The organism is Elongatibacter sediminis (assembly GCF_037892215.1).
GTDB lineage: Bacteria > Pseudomonadota > Gammaproteobacteria > Xanthomonadales > SZUA-36 > Elongatibacter > Elongatibacter sediminis.
This window is the reverse complement of the sequence record NZ_JAZHOG010000004.1, coordinates 181,046-193,491: the sequence shown is the minus strand read 5'-3', so window position 1 is coordinate 193,491 and position 12,446 is coordinate 181,046. Positions and strand designations below refer to the sequence as shown.

At 61.6% G+C, this 12,446-nt stretch carries 11 protein-coding genes; 5 read left to right on the top strand and 6 right to left on the bottom strand.

The features are described 5' to 3' along the window. Positions 1-2: 2 nt before the first annotated feature. The 5 genes from V3330_RS07700 to V3330_RS07680 all read right to left on the bottom strand — a co-directional run bounded on the left by V3330_RS07700 (position 3) and on the right by V3330_RS07680 (position 6,733). Entirely contained in the window at positions 3-2,579 is a 2,577-nt protein-coding gene (locus V3330_RS07700; RefSeq protein WP_354694821.1) for a bifunctional aspartate kinase/diaminopimelate decarboxylase, read from the bottom strand. A gap of 73 nt (positions 2,580-2,652) precedes the next feature. Continuing rightward, on the bottom strand, positions 2,653-3,516 hold the full coding sequence (rpoH, locus tag V3330_RS07695) for an RNA polymerase sigma factor RpoH (RefSeq protein WP_354694820.1): 864 nt from the start codon (positions 3,514-3,516) through the stop codon (positions 2,653-2,655). Positions 3,517-3,708: 192 nt separating this feature from the next. Continuing rightward, the gene (ftsX, locus tag V3330_RS07690) at positions 3,709-4,671 is read right to left on the bottom strand and encodes a permease-like cell division protein FtsX (protein ID WP_354694819.1); all 963 of its coding nucleotides are present in this window, start codon (positions 4,669-4,671) and stop codon (positions 3,709-3,711) included. Beyond that, positions 4,668-5,354 (bottom strand): cell division ATP-binding protein FtsE, encoded by a 687-nt coding sequence (gene ftsE, locus V3330_RS07685; protein WP_354694818.1) that lies wholly within the window; start codon positions 5,352-5,354, stop codon positions 4,668-4,670. Before ftsE ends, ftsX begins: the two co-directional genes overlap by 4 nt. Before the next feature lie 35 nt (positions 5,355-5,389). Beyond that, the gene (locus V3330_RS07680) at positions 5,390-6,733 is read right to left on the bottom strand and encodes a DEAD/DEAH box helicase (RefSeq protein ID WP_354694817.1); all 1,344 of its coding nucleotides are present in this window, start codon (positions 6,731-6,733) and stop codon (positions 5,390-5,392) included. Positions 6,734-6,985: 252 nt separating this feature from the next. Here V3330_RS07680 and trxA point away from each other — a divergent pair, with 252 nt between their 5' ends. Together trxA and rho are read left to right on the top strand one after the other, a co-directional pair. Then, positions 6,986-7,312, top strand: a complete 327-nt coding sequence (gene trxA / locus V3330_RS07675) for a thioredoxin TrxA (protein WP_354694816.1) — start codon at positions 6,986-6,988, stop codon at positions 7,310-7,312. Positions 7,313-7,637: 325 nt separating this feature from the next. Beyond that, positions 7,638-8,894, top strand: a complete 1,257-nt coding sequence (gene rho, locus V3330_RS07670) for a transcription termination factor Rho (protein WP_354694815.1) — start codon at positions 7,638-7,640, stop codon at positions 8,892-8,894. Between the two features lie 80 nt (positions 8,895-8,974). On the opposite strand, the gene V3330_RS07665 is transcribed toward rho, so the two are convergent. Continuing rightward, positions 8,975-10,423: a bifunctional 2-methylcitrate dehydratase/aconitate hydratase gene (locus V3330_RS07665; RefSeq protein WP_354694814.1), complete on the bottom strand. Its 1,449-nt coding sequence runs from the start codon at positions 10,421-10,423 to the stop codon at positions 8,975-8,977. Between the two features lie 53 nt (positions 10,424-10,476). Here V3330_RS07665 and V3330_RS07660 point away from each other — a divergent pair, with 53 nt between their 5' ends. The 3 genes from V3330_RS07660 to V3330_RS07650 are packed head-to-tail and all read left to right on the top strand — an operon-like array spanning position 10,477 to position 12,445. Then, on the top strand, positions 10,477-11,112 hold the full coding sequence (locus V3330_RS07660; protein WP_354694813.1) for a cytochrome b: 636 nt from the start codon (positions 10,477-10,479) through the stop codon (positions 11,110-11,112). Beyond that, positions 11,109-11,675, top strand: coding sequence for a YceI family protein (locus V3330_RS07655; RefSeq protein ID WP_354694812.1), 567 nt, complete (start codon positions 11,109-11,111; stop codon positions 11,673-11,675). The genes V3330_RS07660 and V3330_RS07655 overlap by 4 nt, the downstream gene beginning before the upstream one ends. Next, positions 11,672-12,445 carry a YceI family protein gene (locus tag V3330_RS07650; RefSeq protein ID WP_354694811.1) on the top strand — a complete coding sequence of 258 codons (774 nt, stop codon included), beginning with the start codon at positions 11,672-11,674 and terminating at the stop codon, positions 12,443-12,445. The genes V3330_RS07655 and V3330_RS07650 overlap by 4 nt, the downstream gene beginning before the upstream one ends. Position 12,446 lies beyond the last annotated feature (1 nt).

Sequence of the window (12,446 nt, the reverse complement as noted above, 5' to 3'; positions counted from 1 at the left end):
CTTCAATCCTCCAGTATCAGCTCCTCTGCCGGCGGGCGGCGATTGTAATGTGATGCCATGACGCGGCCGTAAGCGCCGCAATTGGCCATCAGGATCACGTCGCCCTCCCGGCACTCCGGTAACAGGCGGGATTCACCCAGCACATCTCCGGATTCGCAGATCGGACCCACGATGCGGACCGTGCGGTCCGGGGCCTCGTCCAGCCGGTTCAGGTTGAACAGTTCGTGGTACGCACCGTACAGCGCTGGCCGGATCATGGAGTTCATGCCGGTGGCGACGCCAACGTAGTGATGGCTGCCCTTGTCCTTGAGCTGGGTGACTCGCGCCAGCAGCACTCCGCACTCGGCGACCAGGTAGCGGCCGGGCTCCACCCACAGTTTCAGCGGGCGGTCTCCGAGCGTCTCGGAGAACTGCCTGTCGAGGACATCCAGATCCATACCCGGCTGCGAGATGCGTTCAGGAACTCCGAAGCCTCCGCCCAGGTCCAGGATACCCACGTCAGGAAAGTGCGGCAGGACAGCCAACAACCGATCGAGCTGCTCCTGCCACACCACCGGATCAATCACGCCGCTGCCCGTATGCGCGTGGAGACCAACGACCTCGATCCGATGCCGTGACAAATGCCCTGCAAGGCTTTCGAGGTGATCGAGGGAAATGCCGAACTTGGAATCCTTGCCCATGGTCACCACCTTGCGGTGATGGCCATGTCCCGACTCCAGGTCGATGCGCAGGAAGATTTCCCGGCCGGTGAACAGTTCGGGCCACTGGTGCAGAACCCACGAATTGTCGACCGTCAGGGTCGCCCCAATCTCGAACGCTTTCGCGTATTCGTCGCGGCTGGCGAAATTGGGGGTGAATAACAGATCCGATGGAGCAACCCCCGGAACCTCGGCCAATACGTGCTCGACTTCCGCCAGGGACACGCACTCGAATCCCAGGCCTTCAGCAGCCAGCGCACGCAGGACTTCCGGGTGATCATTGGCCTTGGCCGCGTACAGGACGCGCTCGACCGACCGCAACCCGAGCAGACGGCGGGCGGCGGCACGGGCCGTCTCGAGGTGATAAACGAAGGCGGCGTCGCGTTCACCGAGCAGGCCGAGCAGCGAATCCGATCGGGCACGCCACCAGGGCTCCGGAAGCAGGGCTCCATCGTCCGCACGATTCAGATCCAGCCAACTCGGCCCGAACTCGGTGCGCTGATCTGCCTGGGAGGCAATAAGCAGTTGGTGGAGTTTACGCACCAGGCTGTCCGCGTAATCGGGATCCACAACCAGGGTCAGGTTGAGGTCGTTGGCGGACTGCGTGACCATGTGGACCTGCCGGTCGTGAAAAACGTCCAGAGCGGAGGACAAACGCCCGAGATTGGTACGAATCGCATTTCCGACCAGACTGATCGATACACAGTCCGCACGCACTTCCACGCGGCAGATCTTTTCCAGCTCGGAAACGAAATCGCGCAATCGCTGGCCACCGGGATCAACGGCGGATTCCGGATCCAGGCTGACGGTCACCGATGATTCCGAAGTGGAGATCAGGTCGACCGAGAAATCGTGTCGCTTGAACACCGCAAAAGCATCCGCCAGAAAACCGACCTGCCGCCACATCGCCGGGTTCTGCATGTGCACCAGGGTGATCCCCCGCCGGCTCACCACGCCTTTCACCTGAGCCTGGCCACGGCGGCGCGTGGCCGCGATTTTCGTACCTTGTGCCTGCGGCCGGCTGGTGTCGCGGATAAACAGAGGTATGCCGTGCCGGGCCACCGGTTGAATGCTGGGCGGATGAAGCACCTTGGCGCCCATGGACGCCAGTTCTTGTGCTTCCAGATAGTCGATCTCACGCAGCAGCCGGGCTTCCGGAACGATTCGCGGGTCGGCACTGAACATTCCCGGCACATCGGTCCATATCTGCAGCGCGCTGGCACCGAGCCGGGCCGCCAGACAGGCCGCCGACGTGTCCGATCCGCCGCGGCCCAGCAGGCAGGTCTGTCCGTCCGGGCCCGCCACGATGAATCCCTGGGTAATGTGCAATGGTCCCTCAGCGGCCAGGCGCGCGGCGAGGTCCGGATCGGCGTCGGGAGAACAGCGCACCGATAACGGATTGGCTTCCGATCCCGGCACCGCCTGGAGCAGGGCCCGCGCGTCCTGCAGCTGCGCATCCAAACCGGCAGATTGCAACACCGCGGCCCCGATGGCGCTGGACAGCTGCTCGCCGCAGGCCAGAATAGCCGCGCGGGCATCACCTCTTGCCGGAAATGCAGTCGTGGAAAGCAGCTCGCCCAATTCCCCCCAGTGTGCCCCGAACGCGGCCAGGTCCCGCAGGCCACAGGCTTCCAGCAGGTCATGGTGTCGGGCTTCGATCTCACCCAGAATCCGCTCCCGCTCCTCGCGCTCCGCGGAGTCAACCAACTCGGTCAGCAGGTTGGTCACGCCGGAAAGCGCGGAAACCACGATCATGACGTGATGCCCCCGCTCGAGGTTTTCCCGCGCCTGGTGACGGATCGTTTCCCAGCGCTCCACCGAACTGACACTGGTACCGCCGAACTTCAACACGACCCAGCCAGGCCGGTGTTCCTCACTCATGTTTTCTCTCCCCATAAACCAGAACGGCCTCCGCTGTGGAGGCCGTTCAATCGAACTAAAGTGCGCAGCGGATTCAGGCCGTTATGGATGCCCTCATCTTTTTCAGCGCGTTGGCTTCGAGCTGACGGATGCGTTCCGCGGAAACGCCGTATCGGTCCGCCAGTTCCTGCAGAGTGACCTTGCTGTCCTCCTGCAGCCAGCGGCTGCGGATGATGTCCTGGCTGCGTTCGTCCAGTTCATCCAGACCCGCGTACAGCAATGCGTCATTGTGTTCGCGCCAGTCATTGTTCTCGGCTTCCACACCGGGATCCTGCAAATGGCTCTCGAGAAACGCGACGGGCGCCACATACGGCGTTTCATCGTCCGCGTTGGAAGGCAGATCGAAACCGATGTCCTGCCCGGACAGGCGCGATTCCATTTCCAGCACCACTTCAGGCTTCACGCCGAGATCCTCGGCGACGGTATTGACTTCCTTCTGATTCAACCAGCCCAGACGTTTTTTGGACTTGCGCAGATTGAAGAACAGCTTGCGCTGCGCCTTGGTGGTCGCGACCTTGACGATTCGCCAGTTGCGCAGGATGAATTCGTGCATTTCGGCACGGATCCAGTGCACGGCAAAAGATACCAGCCGCACGCCATGGTCCGGGTCGAATCGCTTGACCGCTTTCATCAGGCCGATGTTGCCTTCCTGAACCAGATCACCCAGGGCCAGGCCATAGCCGGTGTAACCCTTCGCCACATGAACCACGAATCGCAGGTGAGCGAGCACCATCCGGCGAGCCGCTTCGATGTCATCCTCGTCGCGGTAGCGGCGTGCCAGTTCCTGTTCTTCCTCGAGCGTCAACACCGGAATCTTGTTGACTTCCTGGATGTAGGCTTCGAGGCTGCCGGTTCCCGCTGGAACCAACAGATGACTAGGTACCAATTCTTTGCTCATTCTTCCTCCTGGGCCAGCGGTACATTATAGCACAGCGGCCCCTTTAATCACCATTCAGAACGCCATTTCAGCCAGTCTTTGGCGGGTGGCGCCCTTCTGTTTTCACGCTGATTTTTTTGACAGTGGGCGAGCCCATTCGTTCCTTGTCCGCAGCTTTCGGATCCGCATCGGAATCGGGGCAGCCTCCGCCCTTCAGATGCGGCCGAGCAAGCCGTCGCGGCGCAATGCACGAAGGTAGCGGGCCACCGCGATCCAGGCGCCCCCCAGCCCCAACAGACCACCCGTAGCCAGAACGGCCAGGGATGGAACGAAACCCACGCCTGACAATTCAAACCGATTGCCATAGGCATCCAGGAGCCCGCTGAGCGGCCCGTCGATAAAGGCCAGGCAGACCCGGAGCAGTAGCAGTGCACCGAGCGCCCCGAGCAGGCCGTACCAGAACCCCGAGTACAAAAACGGGAGACGGATGAAGCCGTTACCGGCACCGACGAGGCTCAACACCTCGATTTCATCGGCCCGGTTGGCGACATCCAGACGGATGGTATTGGCGACGACGACCAGTACCGCCACCGAAAACAGCGCCGCCAGCACGGTCACCAGCGCATTACCGACTGCCAGTAGACCCGCCAAACGCTGCAACCATTTCGTGTCGACCACAACCGAATCGATGGCTTCCTGCGACTGCAGCCAACCGGTCAGATCCTCCACCACCAACGTCAGGCGATCCGTCCGGTCGGGCTGGGGCCGCACTTCGATGACCCAGGGCAGCGGATTGGGCGACAGCATGTCCAGCGCCGGGCCGAAACCGGACGCATCACGAAAGTCTTCCATTCCCGCTTCCGGTGAAATCGCTGTCGCGTTCGCGTCTTGGCGCGCATCAATCCGCGCGGTCAGTTCACGGGCGTCCGCCGCGCTGGTCCCGCTCTGCAGAAACACGGTGATGGTGCCCCAGGAATCCTGTTTCAGATCCACCGCATTGAGATTGGTGAGCGCAACGTAAAGACCCAGCGGCAACGCCATGGCGATGCCCAGCACGACCACCGTCATCAAGGTGCCGACCCGGTGGCTGAGCAGGGTACCGAGACTGGAAAAGAAGCTATAGAGTTGGCGCCGCAACCAGGCCCGGAAACGCAGGCGTATACCCGGCCGTTTCATGCCGCACCCCCGCCTTCCAAAGCCGGAATGTCATCAATCAGGCTGCCACCCGAGAGCACGAGAACTCGCTGACCCATGCGACGGATCAGCGCCAGATCGTGGCTGGCGATCAGAACGGTCACGCCCAGCGAATTCAGCTCGCGAAAGAGCTGGAAAAGACTGGCCGAGAGTTCCGGATCGAGGTTTCCCGTCGGCTCATCCGCCAACAGCACAGGAGGCATGCCGACGATGGCGCGCGCGATACCGACCCGTTGCTGCTCGCCGCCCGACAACGCCAACGGCCAGGCGCGCTCGCGTTGCAGCAGACCCACCTTGTCCAGCGCCGCCCGGACCCGTTTGCGAATGTCGGCATAACGCAAACCCGCGATCATCAGCGGCAACGCGACATTGTCGAACACCGTCTTGTCGCGAAGTAGTTTGTGGTCCTGAAAAATCATGCCGATGCGCTGGCGGATACGCGGCGCGGTGCGCATGGACAAACGGCTGAGATTGCGTCCCTCCACGAGAACCTGCCCGCGAGTGGCCTGCTCCAGCATCAGGATCAGGCGCAGCAAGGTGCTCTTGCCTGCGCCGGAATGGCCGGTGAGAAACGCCATTTCGCCCTGGACGAGCTCGAAGTTGATATCCGTCAACGCGTTGATGCCGCCCGGATACCGCTTACTGACATGTTCGAACCGGATCATCGCGAATGTTCCCCAAACGCTGCCAGCCGGTGGTTTCAGCCGGATCCGGCCTGGCCACCACCCCCACCACCGGGTTTGCGGGAGCCACGCCTGCGGCGCGAAGACTTGCGCGGTGCTCCGCCGTCACCGCGGGAGCGTCCACGCCGGCCGCCGCCGTCCTTCGGGCCGCTCTTGCGTGGACGGGGCGGCGGTTTCTTCAGGCTCAATTCGCCGGCCGCTTCGTCCTGCTGGACCGGAATGCTGTAACCGATGTATTCCTCGATCTCGGGCAGGTGAAACGCATAGTTTTCACAGGCGAAACTGATGGCCTCGCCACGAGCGCCCAGGCGTGCCGTTCGTCCGATCCGGTGCACGTAATCTTCAGCGTCCTGCGGCAAATCAAAGTTGATGACATGGGAAACATCGGGGATATGCAAGCCACGCGCCGCGACATCAGTGGCCACCAGCACCGGAATCTCTCCATCGTGAAATCGCCGCAACAGACTCTGCCGCTTTTTCTGGGGCACCTGCCCGGAAATGGCTGCCGCGTGAACGCCGTTCGCATTCAGGGTGCGTTCGATCCGGTCTGTCGCCGCGCGGGTGTTGGCGAACACCATGACGCGGCCGCTGTCAAAACGCCTGAGCAGGCTGACCAGCAACGGCAGTTTTTCTTCATTGGCCGGGTAATAGACGGATTGCTGCACGTTATCGGCAGTGACCTGGTCGGCTTCGACCTTGAGCAGTTCGGGCTCGTTCATGTGTTCGTACGCCAGTTCCAGCACCCGCTGGGACAAGGTGGCCGAAAACAACAGGCACTGGCGCTCCTCCCGCGGCGGCAGGCGGCGAAGCACGTAGCGAATATCCTTGATGAACCCGAGGTCGAACATGCGGTCGGCTTCGTCCAGCACCATCGCCTCGATGTGCCGCAGGTTGAAGACGTCCTGTTTGAAGTAATCGATGATCCTTCCGGGTGTACCGATCAGGATATCGACACCTTCCTGCAGGGTCTTGCGCTGCTTCTCATAATCAATGCCGCCGTAAGCCAGCCCCAGGTTCAGACCGGTTTCTCCTCCGAGCAGCATGGCATCCTTGTGTATCTGAACGGCCAGTTCGCGCGTCGGAGCCAACACCAGCGCCCGGGGTTGCCGCCGGTCAGCTGTGTCCTGGCTCTGCAGCAATTTCTGGAACAGGACCAGCAGGAAAGCAGCCGTCTTGCCGGTGCCGGTCTGGGCCTGCCCCGCGACGTCCTTGCCTTCGAGCGCAACGGGAAGGGTGAGCGCCTGGATGGGCGTGCAGTGAGTGAATCCGGCCTGTTCTACGCCGGCTCGCACCGGGTCGAGCAGGTCGAGACTGGAAAACTGCAGTTCACTGAGATGTTCGCGGCTAACTTGCTGGGTCATAGTGTCTTTTCCGTAAGCGCTGGCCTCGACCGCCGGTCTGGTCAGGCAGGATAAGCAGGTAAGGCCAGGCTTGAAAACTCTTGCTGGCGCCTTGATATCGACATGCGGTTCAGTTGAAATGTTGACCCTGTCAGCCAGGAGTGTCCTGACCGGTGTCCTGCGGATCGATTTTCGGGCCTCTCAGCCAAACATCTTAACCGCGCGGCCTTGCATAAACCAGAGGCGGAGCCGCGCCAAATGCGGAGAATCAATGTGAGCGACAATATAACCCACGTTACCGACGGCAGTTTCGACAGCGATGTACTCAACGCTGACGGCCCGGTTCTGGTCGATTACTGGGCCGAGTGGTGCGGCCCGTGCAAAATGATCGCACCCATCCTCGAGGAAATCGCGGACGAGTACGGCGACCGCCTGAAAGTCGCCAAGATGGACATAGACAGCAACACCGCGACGCCACAACAGTACAGCATTCGTGGCATTCCGACCCTGATGATTTTCAAGGACGGAAAAGTGCAGGCCACCAAAGTGGGTGCGCTCACCAAAGGCCAGTTGAAAGCCTTCGTCGAGGAAGTCGTGTGAACCGCATCGGCGGTCGGCCCCCTGCCGGCCGCCGATGCGCCACCTCGCCACTTACTGGACGCTGTGGCCCGATCATGCTAGTTTTACCCCATTCAAGCCGGGATTTCGCCCGGATTGCAACTTTCCCTGATTCGAAGCTGGCCCGGAGCCAATTCCGTCCAGCCATACACAGAAAAATATTTTGACATAGGCCGAGCAATTCCTGCGCGCTCGCGCGTGGACAAGGCATGCTGGGCCACCGAAACAGGTCCCGAATCCGAATTAGCTCTTTCCTCAACACCCCTGCGTCTGAGCAGGACCACTCCACCCCGGCAGAACCCTTTTCATGAATCTGACAGAACTGAAACAGAAGTCGATCTCCGAACTCCTGGAGATTGCCAACGACATGGGCATCGAAGGCGCGGCCCGCTCGCGCAAACAGGATGTCATCTTCGCGATACTCAAGGCACACGCCAAGAATGGCGAAAGCATTTTCGGCGACGGCGTGCTTGAAATTCTGCAGGACGGTTTCGGTTTCCTGCGCTCGGCCGACAGTTCCTATCTCGCCGGGCCGGACGACATTTACGTGTCGCCGAGCCAGATACGCCGGTTCGCACTGCGCACCGGCGACATGCTGTCCGGCAAGATTCGCCCCCCCAAGGACAGCGAACGTTACTTTGCGCTGCTGAAAGTCCAGGAACTCAACTACGAATCACCGGACGCGGCCAAACGCAAAATTCTGTTCGAAAATCTGACCCCCGAATTCCCGACCAGCCAGTTCAAGCTCGAACGCGGGACCGGCAGCACCGAGGACATCACCGCCCGCATCATCGAACTTGTCGCACCCATCGGAAAGGGCCAACGCGGACTGGTGGTTTCCCCGCCCAAAGCCGGCAAGACCATCATGTTGCAGAACATCGCGACCAGCATCCGGGCCAATAATCCGGACTGCAAGATGATTATTCTGCTGATCGACGAACGCCCGGAAGAAGTGACTGAAATGCAGCGCTCGGTGGACGCCGAAGTGATTTCCAGCACCTTCGACGAACCGGCTTCACGGCACGTGCAGGTAGCGGAAATGGTCATTGAACGGGCCAAGCGACTGGTCGAGCACAAACTGGATGTCGTCATTCTGCTCGATTCCATCACCCGCCTGGCGCGCGCCTACAATACCGTCGCTCCTTCCTCCGGCAAGGTACTGACCGGCGGTGTCGATGCGAATGCGCTGCAGCGCCCCAAGCGGTTTTTCGGCGCGGCGCGCAACGTGACCGAAGGGGGATCGCTGACCATCATCGCCACCGCGCTGGTGGAAACCGGATCCAAGATGGACGAGGTGATTTACGAGGAATTCAAAGGCACCGGCAACATGGAAATCCATCTCAATCGCCGGATCGCCGAGCGCCGCACCTATCCGGCCATCGACATCAACCGCTCCGGCACCCGCCGTGAAGAACTGATGATTTCCCAGGACCAGTTGCAGAAGATGTGGATTCTGCGAAAATTGCTGCATCCGATGGACGAAGCCCAGGCCATCGAATTCATGCTCGACAAGATGAAGGCGACGAAGACCAACGAGGAATTCTTCAACTTCATGAAACGCTGACCGGGACAGACCGGACAACAAAAAAGGCCGCCCTCCCGGGCGGCCTTTTTTGTTGTCTCAGGTGGTGCGGGCAATCAGGTCTAAACGACCCATTCGTCCACGAAGTCCGGCACCGGCATTTTCTCAACACTTTCCTGCGACCTGCAGGCCCGCTCGATCTCTTCGGCGCGATCGGAATCATAATGCGCCGCGACCGCCTTGCGGAACTTTTCGACCAGTACCGGAATACCTTCTTCACGGCGGCGGCGATGCCCGATGGGATAACTGACTTCAATTCGCTCGGACTGGCTGCCATCGGTGTAGAAAACCTGGACGGCATTGCCGATACCGCGCTTGTCGGGATCGAAGTAATCCCGTGTGAAGGTCTCATTCTCTACGACCTCCATGCGATCGCGCAATGCGTCGATTCGGGGATCGGCCGCCACTTCGTCGTTATAACTCTCAGCCGTGAGTTCCCCAAAGATCAGGGGCACCGCGACCATGTACTGAATGCAATGGTCGCGGTCGGCGTAATTGTCCAGCGGCCCCGTCTTGTCGATGATGCGAACACCGGCTTCCTGGGTTTCGATAACGATCTTTTCGATGTCGTCCAGGCGGTCACGGACCGAAGCGTGGAGCTGCATGGCGCATTCCACCGCGGTCTGGGCGTGGAATTCCGCCGGGAAGGAAATCTTGAAAAGCACGTTTTCCATCACGTAGCTGCCATAGGGACGCTGGAATTCGAATTTCTTGCCTTTGAAGAGCACGTCGTAAAACCCCCACACCGGAGTGCTCAACGCGGAGGGATAGCCCATTTCCCTGCGCAGGGTCATCAGCGCCAGGGTCACTGCGCGCCGACAGGCATCACCGGCCGCCCAACTCTTGCGCGATCCCGTATTGGGCGCGTGCCGATAGGTACGCAGCGCGCCCCCGTCGATCCACGCGTTGGACACCGCATCGATCACCTGCTCGCGGCTCCCACCCAGCAGGCGGGTGACCACCGCCGTTGACGCCACGCGAACCAGCAACACATGATCGAGGCCAACCCGGTTGAAGCTGTTTTCCAGCGCCAGAATCCCCTGAATCTCATGCGCCTTGATCATCGCCGTAAGCACGTCTTTCATGCTCAGCGGGGCCCGGCCCTGCGCGATGTTACGGTGAGAGACGTAATCGGCCACGGGCAATATCGCTCCGAGGTTGTCCGATGGGTGACCCCACTCCGCCGCCAGCCAGGTGTCGTTGAAGTCCAGATATCGGATCAGCACACCGAGATTGAAAGCCGCCTGGGCCGGATCGAGGTGGAATCCGGTTCCCGGCACACGGGCGCCGTCGGGCATCTCCGCACCGGGAACCAGAGGTCCTAGCAACCGGGTGCAGCCTTCAAACTTCATGGCCAGCATGGCGCAGGCCAGGCTGTCCATCAGGCAATATCGCGCCGTCGAGAGTGCTTCTTCGCTATCAATTTCATACTCACAGACGTAGTCCGCGATATCGACCAGAACATCATCCGGCTGGGGCCGCTGCGCGGCCCGAACACCAACTTGGGACATGGGGAAAACTCCAGAGCCAGGAAAACCGCCTATTTTACGCGAGCACACCAGGTATGACGACCGTGACGTACGGGTCCTGCATCCGTTACACGGACGCCATGCTATATTCGAGCCATGCCCTGCGCAGATCTGTCGGCATGATTCGCAACACGGCCCACGGCTGGGGCGCGTTGGCGCGCCAGGCGCACTGGCTGATGGCGGCATTGATCCTGGGCCAGGTGGTGCTGGGAAAGTACGCCGAAGCTCTGGACCGGACCCCGCAGAAAATCAGCCTGTTGATGTGGCACAAGTCCTTGGGCATCACTCTTCTTCTGCTCGCGCTGTTGCGGCTGGGCTGGGCTCTCGCCAATCCCCGCCCCACACTGCCGCCCGACACACCACCATGGCGACGGCATGCGGTCCGGCTCAGCCACGGAATGCTGTACGGATTGATGCTCGCCATTCCCATCAGTGGCTGGTTGTACAATTCCGCGCGCAACATTCCGCTCAGCCTGTTCCGCCTCATCCCGTGGCCACCGCTGATGGAGCCCGATGAAGCGCTGGCACCCCGGCTCGGAGACTGGCACGAGGGACTGGTGATGGCCCTCCTCGTGCTGGTCACCCTGCATGCCGGCGCCGCCCTGTGGCATCACTTCCATCAGCGCGATTCAGTCCTGCTTCGCATGCTGTTCGACCGGACCCGCACATGAACCTGCCCGCCATCATGCTGGTCTGTGCCGCGGCGTGTGGTCCTTTCGCCATGGCGCACGCTTGTGAGGGCTGGCGTTCGGTCGCCACGCCCAGCCGCCTCGCCTTCGAGGCCCGTTACGAAGGCGCGGCTGCGCCCGGCCTGTTCCACCGTTTCGACGTCTGCGCGGTGTTCGACCCCCGGGACCCGGTCACCGGAACCCTCACCGTGACGGTGGACGTCACTTCGGCGGACATGGACAGCGGCGACCTCAACCAGGCCATCACCGAACCGGTCTGGTTCGACAGCGGAACCCATCCACGGGCCCGCTTCGTCAGCGAATCCATCGAGGTCGCGGAAAACGGGGCATTCGTCGCGCGCGGTACCCTGCGGCTCAAGGGCGTGACCCGCCCCATCGACGTTCCTTTCTCCTGGCAGATTGACGGCGAGCGAGCCCGGCTGCGGGGCGCACTGAGCCTCCAGCGAACCGAATTCGGCATCGGCAGCGGAGAGTGGTCAGCGGATGGGCCGATTGGACATGAGGTGAATGTCAGGTATGACGTGAGCCTCGAGCCGCCTCCGTGAACGGTCACCACCTGAACACGGGTTCACCGAGGGCCGGCCGGCTCCTGTCCGGACTGCTGCTTATCGCCACCGCGGCCACCGCCTGCACCGCGCCGGAGCCGACGAAACCACCGGTGCCGGGCAGCGACACGCCCGCATGGATCGACCTTGCGCCTTACCGCCAGGGACTGGATGCCGGTGAAGTCTACCGGGTCGTACCCGAACGCTCACGCACGGACATCGTCGTCCGCCGCGGCGGCGCCTTGCAACGACTGGGCCACGATCACGTGGTGACACTGCGGAAGATCGACGGCTATGTTCGCCACGTTCCCGGCAGCAGCCGCGAATCACGCGCCGATCTCGTAATCGAGTTGGTGTCGGCGGAAGTCGACGAGACAGCGGCACGGTCCGTCTGGGGTCTGGACACGTCTCCGGGCGCCGAAGACATCGAGCGAACCCGATCGAATCTTCTGGAACGGGTGCTGGAAACCGACAGGTGGCCGCTCGCCCGCATCGAATTGATCGTACTTTCGACTGACGCGGAGAGCGTCGAAGCGGCGGCGACCCTGTACATCAAGGGGCAGGCACACCGCTTTCCGGTGACCGCCCTGCTGGTCCCTGAAGACGGACGGCTGCGCGCCGTGGGCGCATTCGCCCTGCGTCAATCAGACCTCGGCATCGAGCCCTTCAGCGTACTGGGTGGTGCCCTTCGGGTCGCTGATCGCGTTGAAATCGCCTTTCAGATCGAAGCGGACCGGATCAGCCGTCTGGATCCGGTCCGCACACACTGAG

What these genes read in the sequence shown, in the direction of transcription:
- V3330_RS07700 (WP_354694821.1), bottom strand. Translation starts at nt 2,579, where the DNA reads ATGAGTGAGGAACACCGGCCTGGCTGGGTCGTGTTGAAGTTCGGCGGT.
- rpoH (WP_354694820.1), bottom strand. Translation starts at nt 3,516, where the DNA reads ATGAGCAAAGAATTGGTACCTAGTCATCTGTTGGTTCCAGCGGGAACC.
- ftsX (WP_354694819.1), bottom strand. Translation starts at nt 4,671, where the DNA reads ATGAAACGGCCGGGTATACGCCTGCGTTTCCGGGCCTGGTTGCGGCGC.
- ftsE (WP_354694818.1), bottom strand. Translation starts at nt 5,354, where the DNA reads ATGATCCGGTTCGAACATGTCAGTAAGCGGTATCCGGGCGGCATCAAC.
- V3330_RS07680 (WP_354694817.1), bottom strand. Translation starts at nt 6,733, where the DNA reads ATGACCCAGCAAGTTAGCCGCGAACATCTCAGTGAACTGCAGTTTTCC.
- rho (WP_354694815.1), top strand. Translation starts at nt 7,638, where the DNA reads ATGAATCTGACAGAACTGAAACAGAAGTCGATCTCCGAACTCCTGGAG.
- V3330_RS07665 (WP_354694814.1), bottom strand. Translation starts at nt 10,423, where the DNA reads ATGTCCCAAGTTGGTGTTCGGGCCGCGCAGCGGCCCCAGCCGGATGAT.
- V3330_RS07660 (WP_354694813.1), top strand. Translation starts at nt 10,477, where the DNA reads ATGACGACCGTGACGTACGGGTCCTGCATCCGTTACACGGACGCCATG.
- V3330_RS07655 (WP_354694812.1), top strand. Translation starts at nt 11,109, where the DNA reads ATGAACCTGCCCGCCATCATGCTGGTCTGTGCCGCGGCGTGTGGTCCT.